This window comes from Asanoa iriomotensis, from assembly GCF_016862515.1.
Lineage (GTDB): Bacteria > Actinomycetota > Actinomycetes > Mycobacteriales > Micromonosporaceae > Asanoa > Asanoa iriomotensis.
In genome coordinates, this window is the sequence record NZ_BONC01000039.1 from 38937 (window position 1) to 63042 (window position 24106).

Below are 24106 nucleotides of genomic sequence, written 5' to 3' on the forward strand. Positions count from 1 at the left end.
CGATCCGGGGGTCGTGACGTGGGTTACCGTGGTTGGCCCTGACGGGCGTGGAAGACTCGACTGATTGCCGGATTGTCGAAGTGGAGAACAGATCGTGGCTGGTGTTCGCAACCTGACCCAGGCGGAGGCAGCCGAGCGCGCCCGACTGCTCGACGTCACCTCGTACGACATCAGCCTGGACCTGGCCTCGGCCGGGCAGGGCGACGCGCGCACGTTCCGCTCCACCACGACGGTCGTGTTCTCCTGCACCGAGCCCGGCGCCACCACGTTCGTCGAGCTGGCCGCCGCGTCGGTGCGCTCGGCGACGCTCAACGGCGCGCCGGTCGACATCAGCGGCTGGGCGGCCGACAAGGGCCTCACGATCACCGGGCTGGCCGTGACCAACGAGCTGGTGGTCGACGCCGACTTCGCGTACTCGACCTCGGGCCAGGGCCTGCACCGCAGCGTCGACCCGGTCGACGGCGAGACCTACCTCTACAGCCAGTTCGAGACCGCCGACGCGCAGCGCGTGTACGCGGCGTTCGACCAGCCCGACCTCAAGTCCGTCTACACCTGGCACGCGATCGTGCCGGCGCACTGGCGGGTCATCTCCAACATGCCGGTCTCCGAGGTCGACGAGGCCGGTGAGACCAAGACCGTCCACTTCGCACGGTCTGAGCGGATGTCGACGTACATCACCGCCCTCTGCGCCGGGCCCTACCACGAGGTCCGCTTCGCGCACGACGGCATCGACCTGGGCTACTTCTGCCGCGCGAGCATGGCGACCTACTTCGACGCCGACGCCCTCAACCTGATCACCACGCAGGGCTTCGACTTCTACCACGCGCAGTTCGGCGTCCGGTACCCGCTGCCGAAGTACGACCAGCTCTGGGTGCCCGACTTCAACGCCGGCGCGATGGAGAACTTCGGCTGCGTCACCCACGCCGAGTCGGCGTACGTCTACCGCTCGCAGGTCACCGACTTCGAATACGAGCAGCGCGCCAACACGATCCTGCACGAGCTGGCCCACATGTGGTTCGGCGACCTGGTCACCATGCGCTGGTGGAACGACCTGTGGCTCAACGAGTCGTTCGCCGAGTGGGCCAGCCACTGGTGCAACACCAACGCCACCCGGTTCACCGACGCGTGGACGACGTTCCTGTCGATCCGCAAGAACTGGGGTTACCGGCAGGACCAGCTCAGCTCCACGCACCCGGTCTACTGCGAGATGCCCGACCTGGAGGCCGTGGAGGTCAACTTCGACGGCATCACGTACGCGAAGGGCGCGTCGGTCATCAAGCAGCTCGTCGCGTACGTGGGCATCGAGCCGTTCCTGGCCGGCCTGCGCGCCTACTTCGGGCGGCACGCGTGGGGCAACGCGACGTTCGACGACCTGCTCGGCGAGCTGGAGGCCGCGTCGGGCCGCGAGCTGCGCAAGTTCGCCGCGCAGTGGCTGGAGACCGCGCAGGTCAACACGCTGCGCCCGCAGGTGGCCATCGACGCTTCCGGTGCCTACGAGTCCGTCGTCGTCCTGCAGGAGGCGCCGGCCGGTTACCCGACGCTGCGCACCCACCGGATCGGGGTCGGCCTCTACGACCTGACCGCCGAGGGCAAGCTGGTCCGTCGCGAGCTGCTGGAGATCGACGTCACCGGCGAGCGCACCGCGGTGCCGCAGCTCACCGGCGTGCGCGCGCCCGACGTGCTGCTGCTCAACGACGACGACCTGACCTACGCCAAGCTGCGCCTCGACGAGCGGTCGATGGCCACGGTGGTGCAGCACATCGACGGCTTCGAGTCGTCGCTGGCGCGCGCCCTGTGCTGGGCGGCCGCGTGGGACATGCTGCGCGACGGCGAGCTGGCGGCCCGCGACTACGTCGCCCTGGTGGCGGCCGGCGCGCCGGCCGAGGCCGACATCAACCTGGTCACGGCGACGCTGCGCCAGGCGGCGGGCGCGCTGTCCTTCTACGCCGACCCCGAGTGGGCGCCGACCGGCTGGACCCAGCTCGCCGACACGGCCCGCACCGCGATGCTCGCGGCTGCGCCCGCGAGCGGCTTCCAGCTCGCCTGGGCCCGCGCGTTCGCGTCGGCGGCCCGCTCCGACGAGCACCTGGCGGAGCTGCGCGGCTGGCTGGGCGGCGACAACGTCCCCGCCGGCCTGCCGATCGACACGGAGTTCCGCTGGTCGCTGCTGCGCGCCCTGGTCGCCAACGGCGCGGCGTCGGCCGCGGAGATCGACGCGGAGCTGGCCCGCGACCGCACGTCGAGCGGCGAACGCGAGGCGGCGGAGACCCACGCCCTGATCCCGACGGCGGAGAACAAGGCCGCGGTGTGGCGCCAGCTCACGGAGTCCAAGGAGTTGCCGAACTGGCGCAACCGGGCGCTGTTGTCGGGCTTCCAGCACCCGGCCCAGGTCGAGCTGACGGCACCGTACGCGACACGCTTCTTCGAGTCGGCGGCCGCGGTCTGGTCGATGCGCGACAGCGAGCCGGCACAGGAGTTCGTCGTGTACGCGTACCCGACGTACACGATCGGCACTGACGTCGTCGCGGCGGCGGACGCGTGGCTCGCGGAGCCGGGCCACCCCGCGGCCCTACGCCGCCTGGTCGCCGAGGGCCGTGACAGCACCGAACGCGCCCTCCACGCCCGCACCCGCGACATCGCGGCCTCCGCCTAGGACGCAGCGATCCGCTCGACGGCCGAGGCGGGCAACGCGGCATTGGCCGCGGCCGCCTCGGCCACCAGGTGGTCCTCGTGATCGATCAGCGCGGCCAGCGTGTCCGGCGGCGTGCGGGGATGCCGCGCGATCTCGCGGTTGACCCGCGCGCTGCCGTGCCGCGCGGCCAGCGCACCCAGCAGATCACTCGGACAGCCGGGATTGCCGGCGATCCGGGCGGCAACACGTCCGCCGCGATGTCGCGCCGCCATGTCCCGCAGTTGATCGGGCGTCACCAGCGGGTTCGCGGCGATCGCCCGCGCCACCCCCGCATCCGCATCCTCGGCTAGGGCGGACACCAGATCGGGTGGCAGGTCGGAGCGTAGGGCGACCAACGGTCGCAGCGGCCCGGCCGCGAGCCGGCGGACCTCGTCCTCGGTCGCGGCGCCGAGCCGTGGCGGCAAGGTGTCACCGATGCGGGTGTGCACGGCCAGCCCGGCCATGACCTCGACGGGCACGGCGGGGTTGTGCGCGAGCGCCCGCCGCGGCCCCGGCGCCGGGTCGGCGGCCAGCGCCCGCATCAACGGCTCGCCGAGCGCCGGGTTGCCGGCCACACTCGCCCGGACGGCCGCCGCGGCGTCCACGGCGAACGCGGCGTAGACCTCCGGCGTCAGGTCGGGCCGCTGCGCCAGCGCCATGCGGACGAGTGGATACGGATGGCCGACGAGCGGCAGCAGGACCGCCGCCGGCGTCGCGGGGTTTCCGGCCGCGGCCAGTTGGACCTCGTCCACCGGCTCGACCGCCAGCTTCGCCAGCAGCCCGGGCGGGGTCCGTTCGTTGCCGGCCAAAGCGCGGCGCACCGCGGAGTCCGGGTGCCGAGCCAGTTCGGTCGCGAGTTCCGGCGTGAGCGCGTCCGAAGCGGCGGCCGAGGGCGCGACGTCGGCGTCGAGGGCCAGCGACCGCAGCAGGTCGGCCGGGCACCTGACGCTCAGCGCCAGCTCGGCGCGGAGGTCGCTGTCTGGGTCGGCGGCGACGCGGCGTAACCATTCGGCCGGAACGTCGTGGTCGTCGAGCAACGCGATGATCGCCCACGGCTGATCCGCTGCGGCGGCGAGCGGCGCGTGGCCGCGCCGCACCAGGGTCGCCAACGTGCCGGCTTCGCCTCTGCCGACGAGCAGGTCGACGTGCCGTGGGGCCAGGTCGTCCCGTTCGGCCAGCTCGTGGTCGACGGAGTCGTCCCCGACCGCGACGAGGCGGTCCAACGTGGTCGCGGTCAGCGCGGGGTTCCGTGCCAGGCCGTACAACAGGGTCCGGTGGTTCCGCACGTGTCGTCCGTTTCGTCGGCCCGTCAGTGTGACACAGCGCGACGTCCACACGCTGTACCCCGGTAACCGAAGATCATTGAACGGGGAGAAATGACACTGAGGTTGGGTAAGCGCGCGCGTCTGTGGTTGGTGGCCGGTGGGACCGTAGCCCTGTTGGCGGCCGGCGGAGGGGTCGCCGTCGCGGCCAAGGCCGGGTCCGGGGACGACGGCGGTGCGGGCAAGCAGGGGATCGGGGCCGCCACGGCCGGCAAGGGTGCCGACCGGACCGCGCCCCCCGGTAAGAAGCCCAAGCCCGGGCAGAGTCCGACCGGCGGGCCCACCGCCGCGCCGACGACCGTGCCGCCCACGACGCCGCCGGCGACCGACCAGGACAACGTGCGGATTCCCATGCCCGGGTACGAGCCTTATTTCTACTCCGGCGACGTGGTGGTCGACGCCGCGCACGGGAAGGTCTACCTGACCGCCGGCAAGAACACCAAGGACGTCGTCGCGACCGATCTCGACGGTGGTAACCCGCGCACCGTCGCCCAGGTGGACGGTGGCGCCGGGATGACGCTGAGCCCCGACGGGAGCAAGCTCTACGTCGCCGCCAGTGCCGGTTCGTGGGTTTCCGTCATCGACACCACCACCTACGAGACGACCGGGCTCTGGATCGGTAAGACCGACGGGACCGACACCTGCCCGCGCGACGTCGCACTCGCCGCCGGGCTGCTCTGGGTCGCGTGGGGCTGCGACAACGCGCCCGCCGGCGTCGGGCGGATCGACCTCGAGACCAGGCAGTACGAGCTGAACGTCACCGTCGGCGACGGGTCCACGCGCAATCTCGTCTCGTCGCCCGCGCTGCTCGCGACCGTGCCGGGCGAGCCGAACACCCTGCTCGTCGGTGAGACCGACGCCAACCCGGCCCCGCTCTACCGCTTCGAGATCAGCGACAACATGCTGGTGCTCGACGCCACCGGCTCGACCGACGGCGGCTCCGTGCGGCAGTTGGCGGTCACCCCGGACGGCAGCGGCGTCATCGTCCCGTCGGGCGCGCCGTACTACCACCAGGTCTTCCGCACCTCCGACCTGACGCTCGCCGGCAGGTACCAGACGACCAGCTACCCGAACGCCGTCGCCATCCGCGACGACGGGCTGGTCGTCGCCGGCATCGACGGGTCGTACGAGGACGACCTCTGGATCTTCGAGCCGGGCGGCACCGAGCCGATCCTCACCTACGACTTCGGCCACCTGCCCAACCAGACGACGTGGGCCCACCACCTCCAGGACGGCGCCCTGGCGGTGCACGGCAACCGCGCCTACGCGCTCACCGACCAGCTCTCCGAGCCCGGCATGCTCACGTTGCGGATCCGCGAGCTGCCCGCGTAGGCACCGCGGTATTCCGTCGCCGCTCGCGGCGGCGGGCCGGGGTGTTTGAGGACGAAGGCGGCCAGGGCCGCCTGGAACTCCTGGCTGGCGAAGTCCGCGTCGATGCGGCGGAGCTCGCGGTCCTGTGTGGCCGCCAGCTCCGCCTCCGTCGGCAGCGGGCGCCAACGCTGGCGGTCGGCCCGCTTGCCGGTGTCGCGGTGGTTGACGGCGAACTCGTGCGTCCACTCGGTGAGGTCCTCGCCGGCCAGGCCCTCCGGGGCCAGGTAGTCGACGAGCCCCTGCCGGTGCGCCTGGTCCGCGCTGAGCGGCAGGCAGTCGTGCAGCAACGCCGACCGGGCCTCCTCGTCCGGCATCCGGGACGGCAGCGTCAGCGTGTGGAACTCCGAGCCGGTCAGGCCGCCCATGCCCACGTAGTGGTAGTTGAACGTGCGACCCGGCACCGCCACCACGACGTCGCCGCAGAGTGACAGGAACGCGCCGCCCGCGCCGGCGTCGCCGTCGAGCAGGACCAGCACCGACACGCCGTCCCGGCGCGCCTGGAACAACGCCAGCCCCACCTTGTTGATCGCCCGGATGTTCGCGCGCGCCGACGCCACGACGCCGGCGGGTGCGCCGTACACGTGGTTGAGGTTGATGCCGTTGCCGAACGGGCCGGTCCCGCCGCCGCGCAGCACGATCTGGTCGACGTCGGTCCGGCGCGCCGCGGCGGTGACGGCGGACGCGACCGCGTGGCAGAAACCCGTCGACCAGGCGCCGTTGTACGCGGCCGCGGTGATCACGGCAACCGACCCCCGCAGCGTCGTGGTCACGGGCCGGTAGGGGATCGGCGCGTCCTGCCACGCGGACACCCGCCCGCCCAGCCACCACGCGGCCGGCTGCTTGAAACCGCGCGCCTTCACGTGACCGACCCACACGCTGTCGCGCAGCCCGTCGCCGCCGGCGGGACCGCACACCACCCGGACCGCGCTGTCGGGCAGCCAGGCCACGACCTCACCGGGCTCTCCCCGGGCCGGCCCGGCCGGGTGCACGTCGAAGACGCTCACGACCTCGCCGAGCAGTTCGGCACGCACACCGGGCGCACCGTCGCGCGCCGCGACCCGCCACACCACCTCCTCGGCCGCCAGCGACCAGTCCACCGTGGAGTCGCCCGCCCGGAGCACGTCGTTCCACCGTCCGAGCACGTCGGCGTGCGCGTAGTCGAGCGGCCGGGGCACCGGCGCGTCCAGCAGCCGCTCGAGCCCGCGCAGCAACGCACCCCTGTTGAGATGCGAGTAGATCCAGCTCTTCGTGGCAGGCCCGGTCGGGTAGCCGAACGTCGTCGTGTGCACGACGTCCCCGGTGTCCCACCCGTCGGCGGCCAGCAGCAGCGTCGTGCCGCCGAACCGCTCCCGGCGCCACCGGCCCCAGTCGATGGACGACGCACCGCGGTCACCCAGCCGCCCCGGGTGGTTGATCACCACCTTGCCGAACAGCTCGGCCGGCACCCGGGTGGTCAGCGTCGGCGCGAGGATGAGGTCGGGCGCGTACCAGAGGTCCGCGTCGAGCATCGCCGCCGGCGAGGTGGCGGGCTGGAAGGCGGTCTCGATGCCGCGGTCCCGCAGCCAGCAGTAGGCGGCCATCGTGGCGCCGCCGAAGGCGTTGGACATCAGCAGCACGCGTCGTGAGATCACGCTCGATTAACTCCCACCTCTCGACACCCGCAACGGACCAAATGTCCCTCTGCCCACACCGGTTGCGCAGCGGTTCGGCCGAACCAACGTCTCGGCCCGGCCCGTTCGGGATGATGGCGGTTTGGGGGTGAGCGTGGTGGATCTCGGCCTGGCGGGGAAGACAGCGGTGGTCACCGGTGCGGGCAAGGGCATCGGCTTGGCGGTGACGAGGGCGCTGGCCGAGCAGGGAGCGCACGTCGTCGCCGGCTCGCGCACGGTCACAGCCGAACTGGCCGCACTCGACCGCGTCTCGCCGTTCGCGCTCGACCTGGCGACGAACGACGGCGTGACCCGGCTGATGGCCGAGGCCGCGAACCGCGGTGGCGTCGACGTCCTGGTCACGAACGTCGGCGCGACCCGCCCGCGCCCGGACGGCTTCGCGTCGATCACCGACGACGACTGGCTCGAGACACTGACGATCAACTTCATGTCGGCGGTACGCGCGACGCGCGCGGCGCTGCCCCAGTTGCTGGAGAAGCGGGGCGCGATCGTCACCGTCTGCTCGGTCAACGCGACCCTGCCGGACCCGCTGGTGATGGACTACTCCGCGGCCAAGGGCGCGCTGCTGAACTTCTGCAAGGCGTTGTCCAAGGAGGTCGGCCCGCGCGGCGTTCGCGTCAACACCGTCAGCCCCGGCCCGGTGGAGACCGACCTGTGGCTCGGCGAGCACGGCATGGCCCAGTCGGTGGGCGCGGCGACCGGTGCGGCGCCGGCGGACGTCCAGGCGGGCGCCGCGGCCCAGTCGGTGACGAACCGCTTCACCCACCCGCAAGAGGTAGCTGACCTGGTGGTCATGCTGGCCAGCGAGCGGGTGGCCAACATGACCGGCGCGGACCACATCATCGACGGCGGCCTGACCACCTCTTTGTAGCCGCAGAGTCGAATCCCGTGCGCTGATTTCGAATGCAAGCGCGGTCATCGGCGTCACTGCGATGTATTCGCGGCGCGCACGTGCGAGTGAAAGCTCCACATCGGAGTTTTGGCTCCAAGCTCGGGAAAATCAGACGTGAACATGCGTCAATTCATCTGACTCATCGCCCGCTCGAATGATCCTTTAGCCCGCCCGGGTGATCGTGGGCGAACGCAAGACTCCTTCGCGTTCTCAATTCTGATCTTTGAGTTTTGGCTGCCCGCAACGCTTTTATGGCTGATCAATTCCGCGATCATGTGAGCTGGGCCTATACACGGTCCGAAGTGGATTCGCCACCCCCGGATGTGCCTGAGTCCGGTGTGGAGAGTGCTCATTAACGGATCATGTCGGGCGGACCGGCCCATCGGCGAAGGCGATTGGGCACACGGCCGCAAATCTGCCGACGAACGGCCACACGCTCCGTCGGTTACCCGACTTTGATTAGCTGATCCTTAGGTGACTGATGCAACGCTTATCCGCGCCGCGGCATTCCGGTCGAATTCCGCGGCTGTTTGCGACCACCCCTGTTGAAATTCCTGGAGTCACCATGAGTGGGGTTACTGGTCAATCGGTCCATGGTCGATTGCTGCGCCTGTCGTCCGCCGTGTGCGTGGCGTTGCTGCTCACCGCGGGTGCGACGCCCGTCAAGGCGCAGCCGCCGGCCCGCGGGGACGGCCACGGGCACGGCGTCATCCGAGGTGAGGTCGCGCCTGTCCGCGGCAAACCCGGCAAACCGCTACCCAAGATGAAGGGCACGGTCACCCTCCAAAAGGGTCGGACCCTGCTGTCGCCGCTCAACAAGTCCACCGCCGCACCCAAGGCCGCCGCGGCCGCCGGCGCCGCGGCCCTCGCGGTCGTGCCGCCCAAGGTGCAGCTCCGGGCCCTCATCGTCGGCGTCGACGAGGCCGACTGGGGCGTGGCCACCTGGAAGCAGACCGTCGACCGCGTCGGCGCCGCCTACGACGTCCTGTACTCGAAGACCGCGCCCCTGTCCGCGGCCGACCTGGTGCGTCCCGACGGCGTGGGCAAGTACAACGCGATCCTGCTGACCAGCAGCATGCTGCTCTACGACGCTGGCGGCGGCAGCTTCCTGTCCGGCCTCGACGCCAACGAGTGGAACACCCTCTGGGCCTACGAGCGCGACTTCGCCGTGCGCCAGGCCACGCTCTACACGAGCTACGGCACCTGGCCCGAGAACTACTGCCTCAACGCGTCGAGTGAGACCTCCGTCGGTGACACCCCGCTGAACGCCACCCTTCCGGCGGCCGGCCAGGCGCTCTTCGACGACCTCAAGACGACCGCCGTCGTCAAGATCCAGCAGTCCTATGTCTACAAGACGCGGATCGCCGCGGGCTGCAGCGCGAGCTCGATCCTGCAGAGCGGCGCCGACATCCTCGGCGTTCAGACGACGTCGACCGACGGCCGTGAGCGCGCGGCGCTGACGTTCACGTCCAACCAATACCTGATGCAGACCAACCTGCTGGCGTACGGCCTGTTCCGCTGGGCCAGCCGCGGCCTCTACCTCGGTGACCAGCGGCACTACCTCGAGGTCGACATCGACGACTGGTTCAACACGGCCGACCACTACACGCTGCCGAACGGCACCATCGACAGCGACCCCGGCTACCAGGTGACCGGCCACGACGCCTACAACCTGCGGCAGCGGATGAACAACCTGCGCTCCTGGTTCCCGCTGGCCAACCAGTTCACGTTCAACCTGGCCTACAACGGCGCCGACGCCGACATGACCGCCGGCACGGGCTGCAGCCCCAACGGCGGCATCGAGACGTTGACCGCCACCAGCCGGTGCCTGCGCAACTACTTCCGGTGGATCAACCACACGTACACCCACCAGGAGATGAACGCCAACACGTACGCCGAGGCCGCGGCCGAGATCACCCAGAACCGCACGGCGGCGACCCAGCTCTGGCTGACGCAGCCGAACACCGTCCTCAAGACGGGTGAATACTCGGGCCTCGGCGTCTACAACCCGGACCCGAACAACGACATCGACCCGCCGACCGACTTCGGCCTCGGTGCGTCGAACGTCAACTTCCTGCAGGCCGCGAAGGACAACGGCGTCCAGTACGTCCACGGCAACATGTCGTTCGCGAGCCACGTGCCGTCGTGCTTCAACTGCGGCATCGACCACCCGCTCGAGCCGAGCATCATGATCGTGCCGGACTGGCCGACGAACATCGCCTACCACACGACCACGCCGGACGAGCAGACCCACTTCTACAACTCGTTCTACGGCCCGAACGGCAAGTTCCCGTTCTTCCCGGTCAACCAGACGTACGCGCAGATGCGGGACTTCGAGACCAACGTGGCGCTCAACCACGTGGCCACCGGCTCGATCTACGCGCACACGTTCCACATCGCCAACGTCAAGGACTACGGCGCGGGCGAGACCCTGGTCACCGACTGGACGTACACGGTGATGCAGAAGTACTCCGCGCTCTACAAGGTGCCGCTGCTCGGGCCCGACTGGGTCAACCTCGCGGGCACCGTGAAGAACCGGACCCGGCACATGTCGCTGAAGTCGGCGGGCGCGAACGCCGTCTACGATCCGGCGACCGGCACCATCGAGGTCAGCTCGCCGACCGCCGGCCCGCTGATCGTCACCGGAGCCACCGCGGCCGGTTACGTCTCGTACGGCGCCGAGCGCACCTCGACGCTGACGATGACCGCCGGCGGCACCGTCACGGTTCCGGCGAGTCCGCGGTCATGAAGGTAGCGCTGGTGTCGGAGGGCACCTACCCGTACGCGATGGGTGGCGTCAGCGTCTGGTGTGACCAGCTGATGCGCGGTCTCTCCGACTACCGGTGGGAGATGGTGGCACTCACCGTCGACGGCTCCGAACGGGCACTGTGGAGGTTCCCCGAGAACCTCGACCGCCTGATCTCGATTCCGTTGTGGGCCCCCGGCGGCGGTCGCCGCCGGGGCGCCCCGCCCGCCGAGTTCACCGAGCCGTACGGGGATTTCCTGCTCAGCCTCGTCAGCTCGCTGGACCCGCGGCCCGACCGGGCGGCCCGCGAGCGCGTGCGTTTCATGGGCGCGCTCGCCGGGCTGCACCGCTACGCGTCGTCCGGCGGCGACCTGTCGCAGGCGATGATGTCCAACCTGGCGCTGGCGATGATGATGGACGCCTGGCAGGCCATCCACGCCGACGGGCTGACGCTGGCCGACGCCACGCAGGCCGCCTGGTTGCTGGAGCACATGCTCCGGCCGCTCTCGGCGCCGGCGGTGGAGGCCGACGTCGTCCACGCGTCCATGAACGGGCTGTCGATGCTGGTCGGCCTGGTCGCCAAGTGGACGCACGGCACGCCGCTGCTCCTCTCCGAGCACGGCATCTACCTGCGCGAGCGCTACATCTCGTTCCTCGAGGAGGACACGCCGCACCCGGTGAAGGTGCTGGTCCTCAATTTCTTCCGGTGCCTGGCCGGCGGGGCCTACATGGCCTGCGACGCCCTGGCACCACACTCCGGCTACAACCGGCGCTGGCAGCTGCGCAACGGGGCCGACCCCGATCGCATGTGGACGATGTACAACGGCGTCGCACCCGAGTCGTTCCCGCCCGCGCTCGAAGAGCCGGCGGAGCCGACGATCGTGTTCGCCGGCCGGATCGACCCGCTCAAGGACCTGCACACCCTGATCCGGGCGTTCGCCGTCGTGCGGGAGAAGCTGCCGGACGCGCGGCTGCGCATGTTCGGCGGCACCCCGCACGGCAACGAGGCCTACCGCGACAGCTGCCTGGCCCTGATCGAGGAGCTCGGCCTGTCCGGCGCCGCCGTGCTGGAGGGCCGCATCGACGACATGGTCGAGGCCTACCACAGCGGCAGCATCGTGGCGCTGACCAGCATCTCCGAGGGTTTCCCGTACACCGTGGTGGAGGCGATGGCGTGTGGGCGCGCCGTCGTCTGCACCAACGTCGGCGGTGTGTCCGAGGCGGTCGGTGACGCCGGGTTCGTGGTCGCGCCCCGCGACCACGTCGCCGTCGCCGAGGCCTGCGTCCGGCTGCTCGACGACGAGAAGCTGCGCCACGAGCTGGCCGCCAAGGCCCGCGACCGGGTGCTCGAGCGGTTCACCCTGGCCCAGTCGCTCGACGCGTACCGCAACCTCTACGAGCGACTCTCCAACCCGGAGCTCACCGCCGAGCCGGCCGAGGCACCCGCGGACGTCGTGTACGTCGGCCGCGTGACCGTCTCCCGCTTCGTCGGCCGGGTCGCCAAGGAGATCGCCGACCGGCCGGCCCCCGAGGCCGACAAGGTCTACGTGGGTCGTGCCGCGATCGAGCGGTACGTCGGCCGCGTCGCACAGGACTCCATCGAATCCGAGGAGCGGGCCGCATGACCCTCACCGCGGGCCACTCCCGCGCCCCCATCATGGCCGCCGCCCGATCGGTGGCGGCCGACGCGACCATCGCCATCACCTCGAGCATGGTCGCGACCGGGGAGCCCGGCACCCGGGCACCGTCCGGTGACCCGCTCGACGCCCTCGTCGACCGGGTCCGTGAGATGGCCAACCAGGCCGTCGACTCCCTCCAGGTGGCGGCGCTGCTCGAGGCCGACGGGGTGACCGACCGCGCGGCCCGGGCGGTGTTCGGCTACACCGACGTGTTCGACCTCGCCGACGCGGTGTTCCGCCGCGCCGGCGGGGGTGTGCGCCGGCTCCGGCCGGTCGGCCCGCCGGTCCGCGACCCCGCGCGGGCCACGCGGGAGATCGCACACGGACCCCTCTACCTCCTGCCCGGTGCGCTGTTCCCGGCCGTCGCCGCGGTCATCGCACCCCAACCCCTGCTGGTCTCCCTCGTGGTGGCCGGCGCGCTCGGCTGGGTCTGGGCGGCCGGGGCGACCTGGCTCGCCTACCAGTGCCTCAACGTCGACGACCAGCGGACCGCCGGGCGGGTGCTCGCGTGGTCCACCGTGCTCGGTCTGGTGGTGGCCGGGCTCGCCGGCGTCGGCGTGACGATGGCAGTCGGCGGCGGGCTCGTCGCGGCAGCCCTCGTGCTGGGCGTCATGGCGTACCAGATGGCCAGCACCGTCCTGGTCTTCTACCGCCTGGAAGCGTGGCTGGCGGTGCTGATCGCGCCGGCCGCCGCCGTCGGCGTCGCGTACGTCCTCGAGGAGGTCGTGCTCGCCGCGGCGCTCGCCGCCGTCGCGGTCTGCGTCACCGCCGCGCTGTGCTTCGGCGTCTGGCGGGCGTGGCGGGCCGGCGCGGGCCGCACGATCTCCGTCGTCGGCGGTGTGCGCGGCCTGTTCCGCGGTCGGTTCGGCGCACTGACCTGGATCCTGCTCTACAACGTCCTCGCGGCGGCGTTCCTGCTCCACGCCCAGATTCCCTACCTGTTGTCGCAGGTGAACGTCGTCGTGGTGGGCCTCGCGCTCATCGTGACGATGGGCGTGGTGGAGTGGCGGGCGCGGCGCTTCACCGAGGAGTCCCGTCGGCTGCTCACCCGGGTGCGCTACCCGCGCGAGTTCCACCGCCGGGTCTGGTTCCTGCTCGCCGGCAACGTGGTCGCTTGTTGGCTGACCACGGCCGTGTTCTCCGTCGCCGTCACCTGGCTGCTGTGGACACTCGACCGGCTCACCCCTGCCGTCCTCGCGATGGCCGGCGCTCAGGTGGTGATGGCCGGCGCTTATCTCACGGCCTTCGTGCTCGCCAACCACCTGCGCTACGGGTGGCTGTGCGGCGGCCTCGCGGTGGCCCTGGCGGCCAGCCTGGGCGCGTCGCACGTGATCGGGGCGTCCGCCGACGTCCCGACGACCGCTTTCTACCTGGGCAGCACCGTACTGCTGCAGATCCTCCTGTTCGCGGGTCTGGCGCCGGTGCTGGGTCAGGTCTCCCGATACCGATGACCTTTGGGGGGACAGACATGCACGCGGTGATCCTTGCGGGTGGCAAGGGTGTGCGGCTACGGCCGTACACCACGGCACTCCCGAAGCCACTGGTGCCGATCGGCGACCGCTACGCGATCCTGGAGATCATCCTGCAACAGCTCGCGGACCAGGGCTTCCGCTCCGTGACCATTGCCATCAACCATCTCGGTGAGCTCATCCGCGCGTTCGTCGCGGACGGGGCGCGCTGGGGCCTGCGGATCGACTACGTCGAGGAGACCGTTCCACTGTCGACGGTCGGACCGCTGTTCGGCATGACCGACCGACTACCCGAGCAGTTCCTGGTGATGAACGGCGACGTGCTCACCGACCTCGACTACCGGGACCTGATCGCCCGCCACACGCTCTCCGGCGCACCGCTGACGGTGGCGACGTTCACCCGCACCGTGAAGATCGATTTTGGCGTGCTGGGCCTCGAGAGCGGCCGGATCGTCGGGTTCACCGAGAAGCCGACCTACCGCTACCCGGTCAGCATGGGCGTCTACGGGATGTCCCGCAAGACGCTCACGCCGTACCCGGAAGGCCTGGCGTTCGGCTTCGACCAGCTCATCACCGACCTGATGAACCAGGGCGCGTTCCCGTCGACGTACGCGTTCGACGGCTTCTGGCTCGACATCGGGCGGCCCGAGGACTACGACGAGGCCAACCGCACGTTCGGCGAGCTCGAGCCGATGCTGCTCCCGTCGCGCACCCGGGCGGCCGCCGCATGAGGGTGCTGCTCTTCGGTGCGTCCGGGTTCCTCGGCGGGCACGTCCGCCGCGTGCTCGCCGCCGACCCGCGGGTGGACGAGGTCGACTGCCCGGGCCGGGCCCGGCACGACCTGGTCGAGGGCGGCGTCGACGCGCTCACCGACCTGATCCGCTCGGTCCGGCCGGACGCGGTGGTCAACTGCACGGGCCGGCTCAGCGGCACGGGCCACGACCTGACCGTGGCCAACACGCTGGTCACCGCGAAGCTGGTCGAGGCCGTCGCCACGGCCGCACCCGGCGCGCGGCTGGTCCGGCTCGGCTCGGCCAGCGAGTACGGCGTGGTGCCGCACGGCGTCGCGGTGGCCGAGACCGACCCGTGCGAACCGGTCAGCGAGTACGGCGTGACCCACCTCGCCGCGACCCGCCTGCTCGGCCTCGCCACGGCCGCCGGCCGGGTCGACGGCGTGACGATGCGGGTGTTCAACCCGGTCGGCGCCGGCATGCACCCGGACAACCTGCTCGGCCGGGCCGCCGCCCTGATCCACGGTGCCGCCCGCGACGGCGTCGACCACGTCACGCTGGCGTCGCTCGGCGCGTACCGCGACTTCGTCGACGTCCGCGACGCGGCCGCGGCCGTGGCGGCCGCGGTGACCGTGGTCGACCCGGTCGACCGGGTGTTCAACGTCGCCAGCGGCACGGCGGTCACCTGCCGTGAGGCGATCGACGTGCTGGTCAAGGTGTCGGGCTGGGCGGGGGAGATCCGCGAGCGCGGCCTCGGGCCGGCCCGCTCGATCGCCGTCGACTGGATGCTCGGCGACATCTCCCGTTCCACGGCCGTCCTCGGCTGGCAACCGGCACACACCCTCGGCGACGCGCTGTCGGACGTGTGGGCCGGGGTCGGCGGTAATTGAACATGTGGGGTCGTCGCATGCTGGCATCGCTGTGGGTGTGTCTGCTCGCCGCGGCGGTGCCGGCGTGCTCCGGCTCCGACGGCGCGGAACCGCCGGCGACCCCGCCGCCGACCTCGGGCGCCGTGCCGGCGTCGCCGACCCCGGCTGGCGGGGTCGCCGGCCTGGGCTCGCAATCGTCGCCGCGGTCGTCCGGGTCACCTCGGCGCGCTGCCGACTGGACGTCGGTGAAGACCTGGCTCTACCAGCTTCAGGGGTACGACGGCGGCCGGCTCGACGCGATCGCCCGCGCACCCGGTGACCTGGCGGTCGTCGACCTCGCCCGCGACGCCAAGTCGGACCTCTTCCGGGCCGACGAGGTCAAGACCGTCCGAAACTCGGGCAAGCGGGTGCTCGCCTACTTCGAGATCGGCAGCATCGAGGACTTCCGGCCCGAACACCGCCCGACCGTCGACGCCGGCCTTGTGCTCAACCGCTGGGACGACTGGCCGGAGGAGCATTTCGTGCGCTTCTGGGAGGAGCGCTGGTGGGAGATCGCCGTCCGGCCCCGCGTCGACCAGGCGCTGCGGGCCGGGTTCGACGGCGTCTACCTCGACACACCCCTCGCGTACGAGGAGATCGACCTCAAGCTCGTGCCCGGCGAGACCCGGGAGAGCCTGGCCAGGCGCATGTCCGACCTGATCGTGCGCATCAGCGGATACGCCAAGGAACGCGCGCCCGGATTCGGCGTGTTCCCGCAGAACTCGCCCGAGCTCCGGAAACAGCCGGGCTACACGGCCGCCGTCGACGGCATCGGGATGGAGGAGCTGTTCTTCCTCGCGACCGACGAGCCGTGCACCCAGAGCTGGTGCACGGAGAACCTGGCCGAAACGCGGGCCCTGCGTGCCGCCGGCAAGCTCGTGCTCGCCGTCGACTACGCCGTGGACCGCGACAACGTCCGCACCGCGCGAGACCGGTACGCCGCCGAGGGATTCGCCGGCTGCGTCACCGTCCGCGAACTCGACCGAATCTAGTTCGGAGGAACTACACATGCCCACGTCTGTTGGTGTCGTCGGGATGGGCTACGTCGGCCTCACCCTGACCGCCGCCCTCGCCAACAAGGGTTTCATCGTCCACGGGGTGGACGTGCAGCCCGCCGTCATCGACCTACTCAACAGCGGCAAGCCGCACATCTTCGAACCCGGTGTGGCGGAGGCCTTCCGCGAGCACGTGGGCAAATCCATCTTCGTCGCCGCCGACCTGCCGAAGTCCGGTGTGGACGTCGCGGTCATCTCGGTCTCGACGCCGGTGGACGAGCACACCCACCGCCCCAACCTCACCAACCTGGCCGCCGCGGCCCGGTTCGTCGCCGAGCAGTGCGCACCCGGCACGCTGGTGGTCGTCCGCAGCACGGTGCCGGTCGGCACCAGCCGGCGGGTCGTGCTGCCGGCCCTGCGCGAGGCCTGGGGCGACGACGTGCGCCTGGTGATGGCCCCCGAGCGGACGATCCAGGGCCAGGCGCTGCGCGAGCTGGTCGAGCTGCCGCAGGTGGTCGGCGGGCTCGACGAGGTCTCCCGCGAGGCGGGTCTGACCTTCTTCGCCGGCCTCGCACACGAGCTCGTGCCGGTGTCCAGCCTGGAGACCGCCGAGATGGTCAAGCTCTCCAACAACTGCCACACCGACCTGATCTACTCGTACGGGAACGAGATCGCCCTGATCTCCGAGCGGCACGGGCTCGACCCGCTCGAGGTCATCCGTGCGGCGAACCTCGACTACCCGCGGCCGGACCTGGCCAAGCCGGGATATGTCGGTGGCGGGTGCCTGTCGAAGGACCCGTACATCATGATCGACTCGGCTGGCGACCGGGAGCCGTTCCTGGTGGGCCAGGCCCGCGCGCTCAACGAGTTCCTGCCGCCGCACGTCGCCCGCACGGTCGTCGACCGCATCCGCGCGGTCCGCGGCTCGACCCAGGGTGCGCGGCTGGCCGTGCTCGGCTGGGCCTACAAGGGCTGGCCGCCCACCGACGACATGCGCGGCACGCCGATCGCCACGATGATGCCGGTCTTCGCCGAGGCCGGGCTGACCGTGCTCGGCCACGACCCGATGGTCACCGACGACGTCATCCGGCAGTACGGCGGCCTGCCCGTCAGCCTCGACAAGGCGTTCAGCGAGTCCGACGCGGTGCTGGTCATCAACGACCACCCGGACTACCGGGCGATCCAGATCGACTCGGTGCTGGGCGCCAACCCGCCGGCGGTCATCTACGACTCCTGGCGGATCCTGGACGAGGACGCCATCGTCGCGGCGGGCGTGCAGTACGCCGGGCTCGGCTACGTCGGTCGTGCGGGGGTGTCCGCATGAACGTGCTGCTGCTCGGCGGTGCCGGCTTCATCGGCCTGCACCTCGCCCGCCGGCTGCTCGCCGACGGCCACCGCGTGACGATCGTCGACGACTTCTCGCGGGGTCGCGACGACGCGGACCTCGACGCGATCCGCGCCTACCCGGGCGTGTCGATCCGGTCGGCGGACCTCACCGACCCGGCCGCCTGGGCCGCGCTGCCGCACGGCTGGGACCAGGTCTACGTGCTGGCCGCGGTCGTCGGCGTCCGCAACGTCGAGCGCGACCCGTACCGGACGGTCCGGGTCAACGCGCTCGTCGCCCTGCACGCGCTCGACTGGCTGCAGCCGGGGGAGAAGGTGTTCTTCTCGTCGACCAGCGAGGTCTACGCGGGCGGCGTTGACGCCGGCATCGTGGAGGTGCCGACGAGCGAGGACGTGCCGGTCATGGTGCGCGACGTGACCGCGCCGCGGTTCGCGTACGCCATCAGCAAGCTCCTGGGCGAGGCCGGTTTCCTGCACGCGGCCCGCGACAAGGGTTTCTCGGCGGTCGTCGGGCGGTTCCACAACGTGTACGGGCCGCGGATGGGCGCCGACCACGTCATCCCGGAGATGGCGATGCGCGCGTTCGCCGGCGAGGACCCGTTCAAGGTGTGGGGCGCCGACCAGTTCCGGGCGTTCTGCCACGTGGACGACGCGGTCGAGGCGATGCTGCGCCTGATGGACACGCCCGCCGCGTTCGGCCGGATCGTCCACATCGGAGACGACACCCAGGAGACGAACATCGCGGACCTGGCCAAGCTGGTGCTGCGGCTGACCGCGGTCGAGGCTTCGCTGGAGCCGGTGCCGGCACCGGCGGGCTCGGTCGCCCGCCGCCGGCCGGACCTGGGCCTGCTGCGGTCGCTGACGGGCTACCAGCCGTCGGTGGACCTGGAGGACGGCGTGCGCCGCACGATCGACTGGTACAAGGAATGGTCGGGACGATGAGCCACGACGACGCGATCGGCTTCTACTACGGCGCCGGCCAACTCGACGCGCTGTCCCGCTACCCGCGGGTGGTCCTCCAGTCGGAGTTCTACACGGCTGCCGAGCTGGAGAGCCTGCGGGCCCGGGGCACGGAACCGATGGGCTACCTGTCGCTGTCGGAGGACCAGGGCCCGCCGGCGCCGTGGCAACGGGAGGAGCGCAACCCGGACTGGGGTGGCGCGTTCGTCCACGTCGGACATCCGGGCTGGGTGGACCACGTGGTGGGCCAGGCGAAGGCGGAGATGGCGGCCGGCTTCACGGGCCTGTTCATGGACACGCTCAACGTCGAGTTCACCTATCCCGAGGATCTGCCACACCTGCTGGCGCTGATCGCCGCGATCAGGGAGGAGGCCAAGCCGCGGTACCTCCTCGCTAACCGCGGCTTCGGCCTTCTCCCGCGCCTGACGGAGTTCGTGGACGGCATCCTGTTCGAGTCGTTCTCGGCCCGCTGGACCGACGAGGGCTACGGCCCGTGGCCGCCGGACGTCCTGGAACACCACGCGCAGGTCGCGGAGCAGCTCCTGCAGTACGACGTCGACCTGTACGCCCTCGACTACGCGGACACCGAGGGCTTGAGCGAGTTCGCCCGCCGCCGGGCGGCCCAGTTCGGCCTGTCCTGCTTCGTCAGCGACCGTGCCCTGTCCCTGATCTAGCCGCTTCGTCCGGTGCCGCCGGCGTTATCGTCGCTGGCGTGAGCCTGTTCGTCGCCATCACCGGCGGCACCGGAAGCGGCAAGACGACGCTCGCCGCGACCCTGTCGTCGCGTCTCGGTCCCGCCTTGGCGGTGCTGTCGTTGGACGACCTGGTCTTCGGGCGCGCTTCCCTGGCCGCCGCCGGCCGCGTGGTCACGGACTGGGACGACCCGTCGCTGTGGCGTTGGGACGATCTGCGCTCGCACCTGGCGGACCTGCGCGCGGGCCGCCCGACTCATGTTTCGGCGCGCTCGCGCGAGAGCCGGGCCGCCGGCATCCAGACGCTGGTGGTCTCACCGCGGCCGATCTGTGCCCTGGTCGGCCACCTGGCCCTGCACGACCCGGCGATCGCGGCGACCTTCGACGTGCGGATCTATCTGGACCTGCCCGAGGCCGAGTTGCTCCGCCGCCGCGCCCTGCGGTCGGCCGCCACGGAGAATCGGGAGCCCTATCTCTCCGGGACCCTGCTGCCGGCCCACCGGCGGCTGGTCGTACCCCAGAAATCCCGGGCGACCCACGTCGTCGACGCGACCCAGCCGCGGTCCGCGGTGGCCGACGAAGTCGGCGCCATCATCTCGGGCGCGGTGAAACCGAGCTGAAGGCGCTCTATGGTTGAGTGCCCGCATGGGCAAGGTGATCGTCAACCAAACGATATCGGCCGACGGTTACTCGGCCGGACTGAATCAGACCGAGGAACGCCCGTTCGGCGAGGACGGCGGCGACGGCTGGGGCGACCGTCTCCATGCCTGGATGTTCGAGGCCGGCTCGGAGAACAAGGCGGAGGTCGACCAGATCAACGCCGCCTCGGCAGTCATCATGGGCCGCAACATGTTCGGTCCGGTGCGCGGCTCGTGGTCCCGGCCGTGGAACGGTTGGTGGGGCGACGACCCGCCGTTCCACGCGCCGGTCTTCGTGCTCACAAACCACGCACGCGAGCCGCAGCCGATGGAGGGCGGCACGACGTATCACTTTGTCACGGACGGGATCGAGTCAGCACTGACCCAGGCGCGCGCGGCGGCCGGCGACGGCGACATCTCGATCCACGGCGGCGCCACGACCATCAACCAGTACCTGGCCGCGGGCCTGGTCGACGAGCTACGCCTGCACATCGTGCCCATCACCCTGGGCGCCGGCACCCGCCTCTTCGAGGGCGTGCCACCCCTGAAGCTGGAACAGTTAACGTCGCGCGCGGCAAGCACGGTCGTGCACGTGACCTACCGGGTGCTGCCCTGATCTCGCTCGACCGCGGCCGCCCCGTCCGTTACGGTCGCGGGGTTTGGTCTTCCGGCTGAGAGCAGGGTTTGGTCATGGCGTGTCGGATCGGCGAACTCGTACTCGGCTGCCGCGACCCGGAGCTGCTGGCCCGCTTCTGGTGCGAGGTCCTGGACTTCGTCGTCCTGGAGCGCGAGGACGGGAACTGGGTGGAGATCGGCCCGCGCGAAGGTTGGGGTGGCCCCCAGCCGACGATCTTCCTCAGCCGCCGCGACGAGCCCGAGCCGGGGAAAATGCGGCTGCACATCGACGTCAACCCCACCGATCGCGACCAGGACGCGGAACTCGAACGCCTCCTGGCGCTCGGCGCGCGCCCGGCCGACATCGGCCAGACGGGCGAGGAGCACTGGCACGTCCTCAGCGACCCGGAAGGCAACGTGTTCTGCCTCCTCAAGACCCGCCTCGCCCCTCTCTAGCGAGGATCGATCGCCGGCGCGGGTCAGCCCAGGTCGGGCAGATCGGTCGGCGCGAGCAGGTCGAGTGCCCGTGCCGTCGTCAGGTCGGTCTGGTCAGGATCGGCGACGTCGAACAGGCGCGCATCCGTCTCACGTGCGAGAGCGACCAACAGGTCCAGCACGGGCGTGATCTCGTCGCGGAACGGTTGCACCGGCGCACCCCATGAGGTGTCGGTGAACTCGGTGACGACTCGTTGTATGCCGTCCGCCCCGACATAGACGTACCCGTCGAAGCTTGCCCGTTGTCCTGTCCGCTCGAGTTCGAAGATGTTGCCCGGTGCCATTGGCAGATCCAGCAGAGGGTCATCGACGAACAGCTCACGCAATGTGCGCAGCACCACGTCGGCCGGCAGATCGGCGCCCGGCTTTCCGGCTTCATCGAAGCGCATCACGGTCAATTGGTCACCCATGAAAGGCCGGGTTGGGCCGGCCGCGCGGCCGGCCCAACCCGGTCACCTCCTCAAACGCTATTCAGGCAAGTGGATGGTGAAAGGAATTCCATTTTCGATCAGGCAGTCTAGCACCGCCTGTGTCGGACCCAATGCGTTGTACGCGTGATGCGGCATGAAATGCCAGTGCACGCCTCTGACGCGGTATCGCTGCACCTGGCCGTTCGAAACGACCTCGACGCCATTCTGCTGGCTCATCATCCAGGCGTCCTTCTTGCATTCGGTTACTTCGTGACCGTAGTCGGGAACGCCGGTCTTCACCTCGTGCAGGGTCAGTTCGCCCGGCGGATCCTCGACGGCGACGTCAGGCTTCCGCGCCGACGAAGGCGGCGCCGGGACGTCCGGCGTGCGCATGTGGAGATGCTGGTGCCGAACCCCGGGGAACCCGGCGAGCATGTCGAAGATGGTGTTCTCGCCCATGGGCCCGTTGAACTGGTAGCGGACCCGCGCCGGCCAGCCATTGGCCTGAGCCCTGACGTGCAAGGGATGCTGGAAAGCCGCGCGCAGCCTGGCCATGTTGTTCCGCGAGCCCTTGAGAAGCCGCAACATGCTGGGCCGCGCGGCGAGAATGCCGACGCCGCCGTCCGCGGTCCGCGCCGTTTCCTCGGCCGCGTCCCGGAGCACGGTCCAGTCGTCGCCGAGAATGAGCTCGGCCGCGGCTTCCTTGACCTCGTCCGGAACCATGTCATACGTGGCGACGAGCACCATCACCTGTTGGGTACGGTGCGCGAAGCGGGAGACGAACCGCGCGGCCTTCGCCGGAATGGAGACGGCATCGCCGACGTAGGGGATGACGCCGAGGATGCTCAGCCCCGCGCCGACCCAGTCACCGTGGATCAGCCCGGCGATCGTGTCGCGAATATCGGCGGCGCCGCCGAGGATCCAGCCGACGACCGGGATGAAGCTCAGCGCGCCCGAGCACAGGTTTCCGGCGATCCAGGCCATGGAGTCGCGCGGTGCGAAGTCGCCGGCGAACATTCCGAGCAGGAAGTCGCTGACGTACGTCCACTTGCTGATCTGCTCGTCCCGAATGGTCGGGTCGAGCCCCTGGTCCTCGGCGTGCGCCACCTCGTAGTCGTCGCGGAGCCCGTCGCCGTCGGAGTCCTGACCCAGGGGGTTGGTGCCGATCTCGTTGACTTCCTGCCCGTCGGACAGCCCGTCACCGTCGCTGTCGACGTTGTGGAGGTCGCTGAGCAGCTCTTCCTCGGCAACGTCGCTCAGCCCGTCGCCGTCGACGTCGCTGGTGTTGGGCGCCGGCACGAACGGCGGCAGGTCACCGGGCAGCGGCGGGGCACGCGGCTGGTCGGCGACCAGCGGGTTGCTGCCCTGTGCGACCTCGGTGCCGTCGTTGACGCCGTCACCGTCGGTGTCGGGGTTGGTAGGCGAGGTGCCGAGGTCCTGCTCCTGAAGGTTGGTAAGGCCGTCGTTGTCGACGTCCTCGGCACCATCCGCGATCCCGTCCTCATCGGAGTCGACCGCGTTGGGGCGCGTCCAGCCGGCCAGCTGGGTGATCTCGAACTTGTCGGTCAGCCCGTCGCTGTCGGAGTCGACGAGCAGCGGGCTGGAGCCGAACCGCAGCTCCACGACGTCGACGACGCCGTCGTTGTCCTTGTCGCCCTCGTAGGTGATGCCGAGGCGGGTCAACACGTTGAAGCCGCTGGCCCAGGCCCGCGAGGCCTGGATGGTCGCCGGCTCCACGTTGGCCTTCAGCAGCATCTCGTCGGCCTTGGCGAGGTTGACCTTCGCCGCCTCGAGATCCGCGAACGCCTCCGCGAGCCCGGCTGGTGCCGGCGCGGGCGGCGGGCTGGCCCGGAACGGCCCGATGGTCGCCTCGGCGTCCTGGATGGCCGCGTCACCCATCAGCCGCACACCGGTGAGGGTCTCCACCAGCGCCGTGACGTGCGCCTTCTCGGCCTCGCCGTTGGGCGGGCTGGCACCGGTCATGCGGCTCTTGAGGAACGACTCCAGATGCTGCAGGTTGTCGAACGCGATCGCACCGTTGGCAGCGCTGTTGAACCGCGCACCGTCGAAGTACCTGCTGTCGACATCGGCCAGCACGGGGTCGATCCGGCTGTCACCCAGATCGCTGCCGACGTAGGGCCGCAACGCCTGCGTGGCCTCACTGACGTAGGCCTTGGCATCCCGCGTGTACTCGGCGGTGGGGATCTTCGCGACTTCCACCTGCCAGAGAGGTGTCTCCCCCGCCGACGCCTGTCCTGCGACGGCCAGCTGCGCAACAAGCGCAAGGGCCATCGCCGCGGCTAGACCCTTAGGTCTGAGCCGTGCATGGACGTGCATACATATTCCCATCTTTCAACCGAGCGCCGCGATGGGAAGCGTAATTGGGAAGGCCGATCCTGTGTGCCCGCCTAGCGATCGGCGGTCACGTCTGGGAACGTCCGTCCTGGTAGGACGGAGTTCACGTTATCTGGATCACACCCCGCGCGGCGAAATGCCCG

The 24106-nt window shown here is 70.5% G+C and carries 19 protein-coding genes; 15 read left to right on the top strand and 4 right to left on the bottom strand.

Annotated features, from left to right (window positions below; genetic code table 11):
• The first annotated feature begins 94 nt into the window (after positions 1-94).
• Complete coding sequence (gene pepN / locus Air01nite_RS25220; protein WP_203705733.1) at positions 95-2653, top strand: aminopeptidase N; 2559 nt, start codon at positions 95-97, stop codon at positions 2651-2653.
• Here pepN and Air01nite_RS25225 read toward each other — a convergent pair.
• The gene (locus tag Air01nite_RS25225; RefSeq protein WP_203705734.1) at positions 2650-3957 is read right to left on the bottom strand and encodes a serine/threonine-protein kinase; all 1308 of its coding nucleotides are present in this window, start codon (positions 3955-3957) and stop codon (positions 2650-2652) included. The two genes, pepN and Air01nite_RS25225, sit on opposite strands and share 4 nt — an antisense overlap.
• Positions 3958-4110: 153 nt before the next feature.
• On the opposite strand from Air01nite_RS25225, the gene Air01nite_RS25230 reads away from it, so the two are divergent.
• On the top strand, positions 4111-5325 hold the full coding sequence (locus Air01nite_RS25230) for a YncE family protein (RefSeq protein WP_203705735.1): 1215 nt from the start codon (positions 4111-4113) through the stop codon (positions 5323-5325).
• Here the strand turns inward: Air01nite_RS25230 and Air01nite_RS25235 are convergent.
• Entirely contained in the window at positions 5256-6995 is a 1740-nt protein-coding gene (locus Air01nite_RS25235) for an enoyl-CoA hydratase-related protein (RefSeq protein ID WP_203705736.1), read from the bottom strand. The genes Air01nite_RS25230 and Air01nite_RS25235 overlap by 70 nt on opposite strands.
• Positions 6996-7122: 127 nt before the next feature.
• Here Air01nite_RS25235 and Air01nite_RS25240 point away from each other — a divergent pair, with 127 nt between their 5' ends.
• The 13 genes from Air01nite_RS25240 to Air01nite_RS25300 all read left to right on the top strand — a co-directional run bounded on the left by Air01nite_RS25240 (position 7123) and on the right by Air01nite_RS25300 (position 21159).
• Positions 7123-7905 (top strand): SDR family NAD(P)-dependent oxidoreductase, encoded by a 783-nt coding sequence (locus tag Air01nite_RS25240; RefSeq protein ID WP_239090963.1) that lies wholly within the window; start codon positions 7123-7125, stop codon positions 7903-7905.
• A 586-nt stretch (positions 7906-8491) separates the two neighbouring features.
• Entirely contained in the window at positions 8492-10675 is a 2184-nt protein-coding gene (locus Air01nite_RS25245) for an Agd3-related carbohydrate deacetylase (RefSeq protein ID WP_203705737.1), read from the top strand.
• Positions 10672-12297, top strand: a complete 1626-nt coding sequence (gene pelF / locus Air01nite_RS25250; RefSeq protein WP_203705738.1) for a GT4 family glycosyltransferase PelF — start codon at positions 10672-10674, stop codon at positions 12295-12297. Before Air01nite_RS25245 ends, pelF begins: the two co-directional genes overlap by 4 nt.
• On the top strand, positions 12294-13802 hold the full coding sequence (locus tag Air01nite_RS25255) for a hypothetical protein (RefSeq protein WP_203705740.1): 1509 nt from the start codon (positions 12294-12296) through the stop codon (positions 13800-13802). Before pelF ends, Air01nite_RS25255 begins: the two co-directional genes overlap by 4 nt.
• A 17-nt stretch (positions 13803-13819) precedes the next feature.
• On the top strand, positions 13820-14551 hold the full coding sequence (locus Air01nite_RS25260) for a sugar phosphate nucleotidyltransferase (protein ID WP_203705742.1): 732 nt from the start codon (positions 13820-13822) through the stop codon (positions 14549-14551).
• Positions 14548-15441 (top strand): NAD-dependent epimerase/dehydratase family protein, encoded by an 894-nt coding sequence (locus tag Air01nite_RS25265; protein ID WP_203705743.1) that lies wholly within the window; start codon positions 14548-14550, stop codon positions 15439-15441. Before Air01nite_RS25260 ends, Air01nite_RS25265 begins: the two co-directional genes overlap by 4 nt.
• A 17-nt stretch (positions 15442-15458) precedes the next feature.
• Positions 15459-16451: a glycoside hydrolase family 191 protein gene (locus tag Air01nite_RS25270; RefSeq protein WP_203705744.1), complete on the top strand. Its 993-nt coding sequence runs from the start codon at positions 15459-15461 to the stop codon at positions 16449-16451.
• A 16-nt stretch (positions 16452-16467) separates the two neighbouring features.
• On the top strand, positions 16468-17778 hold the full coding sequence (locus tag Air01nite_RS25275; RefSeq protein ID WP_203705745.1) for a nucleotide sugar dehydrogenase: 1311 nt from the start codon (positions 16468-16470) through the stop codon (positions 17776-17778).
• Positions 17775-18740 carry an NAD-dependent epimerase/dehydratase family protein gene (locus Air01nite_RS25280; RefSeq protein ID WP_203705747.1) on the top strand — a complete coding sequence of 322 codons (966 nt, stop codon included), beginning with the start codon at positions 17775-17777 and terminating at the stop codon, positions 18738-18740. The genes Air01nite_RS25275 and Air01nite_RS25280 overlap by 4 nt, the downstream gene beginning before the upstream one ends.
• Complete coding sequence (locus Air01nite_RS25285) at positions 18737-19432, top strand: putative glycoside hydrolase (protein ID WP_203705749.1); 696 nt, start codon at positions 18737-18739, stop codon at positions 19430-19432. Before Air01nite_RS25280 ends, Air01nite_RS25285 begins: the two co-directional genes overlap by 4 nt.
• Before the next feature lie 38 nt (positions 19433-19470).
• Positions 19471-20070: a uridine kinase family protein gene (locus Air01nite_RS25290; protein ID WP_203705750.1), complete on the top strand. Its 600-nt coding sequence runs from the start codon at positions 19471-19473 to the stop codon at positions 20068-20070.
• Between the two features lie 25 nt (positions 20071-20095).
• A complete protein-coding gene (locus Air01nite_RS25295; protein WP_203705752.1) occupies positions 20096-20704 on the top strand; it encodes a dihydrofolate reductase family protein in 609 nt (202 codons plus the stop codon).
• 74 nt (positions 20705-20778) lie between these two features.
• Positions 20779-21159, top strand: a complete 381-nt coding sequence (locus tag Air01nite_RS25300; RefSeq protein WP_203705754.1) for a VOC family protein — start codon at positions 20779-20781, stop codon at positions 21157-21159.
• A 23-nt stretch (positions 21160-21182) separates the two neighbouring features.
• Here the strand turns inward: Air01nite_RS25300 and Air01nite_RS25305 are convergent, their stop codons facing one another.
• Both Air01nite_RS25305 and Air01nite_RS25310 read right to left on the bottom strand, forming a co-directional pair.
• Positions 21183-21608: a hypothetical protein gene (locus Air01nite_RS25305; protein WP_203705755.1), complete on the bottom strand. Its 426-nt coding sequence runs from the start codon at positions 21606-21608 to the stop codon at positions 21183-21185.
• A gap of 57 nt (positions 21609-21665) precedes the next feature.
• Positions 21666-23828, bottom strand: a complete 2163-nt coding sequence (locus Air01nite_RS25310) for a hypothetical protein (protein WP_203705757.1) — start codon at positions 23826-23828, stop codon at positions 21666-21668.
• Positions 23829-24106: the final 278 nt, after the last annotated feature.